Below are 2070 nucleotides of genomic sequence, written 5' to 3'. Positions count from 1 at the left end.
GGGCACAGGTGCCGCCCGCCGCCGGCACCCCGGCCCCCGTGCCGCGGACCACGATCGACGGGGTCGCCCCGGCCTCCGTGCGAACGGACCCCTCCGGCACCGCGCCCACCACCCCGGCCCGCGCATCCGCAGCCCGTCCGGCGGGCGGCGGCACGGCGCCCGCGCCGGCCGTACCGCTCGGGCAGCCCACGGGCGAGCCGAAGGCTCCGGGCGCCCCGCGCACGGCCGCCTCTGCCGCCTCTGCCGCCTCTGCCGCCTCTGGCAGGCCGTCCGCCGACCCCGGCCTCGGAGCGCCGACCGCACCGGGTGCCGGCCGCCCGGCGCCCGTGCCGGGCGCAGCCTTGCAGCGGGCCACGACCGCACCGGCCCGGCCCGCGGTCGACCAGGCGACGCCTGCACCGCTCCTGCGGTCCACGGGCGAGCCGGCGGCACCGGGCGCCCCGCGCACGGCACCGTCCGGCCCCGCGCACGGCACCGTGGCTCCCGGTCCGCCCGCGGCCGGCCGGCCGGCGTCCGCGCCGGACGCTGCGCCGCAACGGCCCGCTGCCGGCAGGGCGCCGGCCGCACCGCCCACGGATTCCGCTGCGCCGCCCCCCGCGAGCCTGCGTCCGGCGATCCCGCCGGTGCAGCGGTCCGCGGCCGCACAGGAAGGACCGGCTCCCGCGTCACCGGCCGCCGCCGGGGACGGCCACGGCTCTGCGGCTCCCGCCGGGCCGGCGGTCCCGTCGGTGCAGCGGACCGTCCCGCCCGGATCCGCCGGGCCCGGGCACCCGTCTGCCGGATCCGTGCCGGCCGCCGCCGGTGGTGGGACAGCCGGCCCGGCTGACGCCTCCCGAGGCGGGTCCGTGCAGCGCGCCGCCGCAGCCGCGCGCCCCGACCCGGCGGACGGCGAGCTCCGGTCGCGGTCGGGCTCGGGCCCCGCGGGCGGCAGCCGGCACGGCGGGGCGCCGGCTTTCGGCCTGCCTCCGACGCAGCGGCGCGCGGCCGACTCCGCGGCAGCCGCGACGGCCCGGGGCGGCGGATCAGGAACCGCATTCCGGCCGATCGCCCCGCGCCACAGCCCGGTGGCACCGTCTGCCGTGGCGCCGCATGCCGCCGGGGAAGCGGTGTCCGGGGCCGCCATCGGTGCGCCGACACCGGCGAACCCCGCGACGGGTGCGCCCGTACAGCGACGCGTGAGCGACGCGTCGGCGGCCGCGGCGCCTCCCGGAGGTGCTCCCGTACGCCGCGATGGCGGACCTGCGGCCGAGTCGCGGCCGAGCACCCCGCCGACCGGTGCTCCGGCACCGGCGGGCGGTGCACCCGGTCGGCGGCGCGCGGGCAGCCTGCCCGTCGTGCGGGCCGCGGCGCCGGCGGACCGTGGGGCTTCCCTGCCCGTCGCGCGGAGTGAGGCGGCGGGGCGCGGGGGGCTGCTGTCCGCGCCGCGTCCTGCGATGCCGGCGCGGACGGTGCGGCCCGTCGGGTCCGAACGTGCCGCGGCGGGCTCCGCCTCCCCGAGCCGCGTCTCGGACGCGGCCGTTCCTCCCGCTCGGGAAGACACAGTCTCCCCCGTACCCGCCATTTCCCCCGTGGCGGGTACGGGGGGCCGCCGTCCGGTCGTCAGGCGTGTGCAGCGCGCCGCGGCGGACGGTGTGCGGCGGCCGCTGATCGGCGCACCGATCAGCCCTTCCGCCACGCCTCCCGCAGCCCCGCCGGCGACGCGTCCGGCGGCACCGGCACCGGCACCGGCACCAGCCTCGGCGTCGACGGCCGTACCGGCCACCGCGGCCGGTTCCGGTCGCCCGCCCGCCGGCGCACCGCCCGCGCCGTTGCCCACCGCGCCGTTGCCCTCCGTGCGGGTGGCCGGGCCGCGGGCGGCCGTCGCCGCCGCACCGCTGCCGCTGGCGTCCGGCCGGCCGCTCGTTCCGGCCGGGCCGGGCATCGAGGGGCCGGCCGTGGCGCCCGGCGGAGCCGGGCCCGTGGTGCTGCGGCGGCCCGCTGCTGCGCCGGACAGGGCGCCCGCGGTGCCGGTGGCGTCCCTCGGTCCGCGCGGTGCGCGCGACGGCTCCGCGCCCGCGCCCGGTTCCGCCG

Annotated in this window: 1 pseudogene; it reads left to right on the top strand. The window is 83.1% G+C overall.

Going from position 1 to position 2070, the window contains the following annotated elements:
• Positions 1-1838: 1838 nt before the first annotated feature.
• Positions 1839-2070, top strand: a pseudogene (locus EF903_RS34885) (cell division protein); the annotation flags it as partial.

It is taken from the genome of Streptomyces sp. WAC05292, from assembly GCF_003949955.1.
In the GTDB taxonomy this organism is placed as follows: domain Bacteria; phylum Actinomycetota; class Actinomycetes; order Streptomycetales; family Streptomycetaceae; genus Streptomyces; species Streptomyces globosus.
This window is presented reverse-complemented; position numbering and strand designations above follow the sequence as displayed.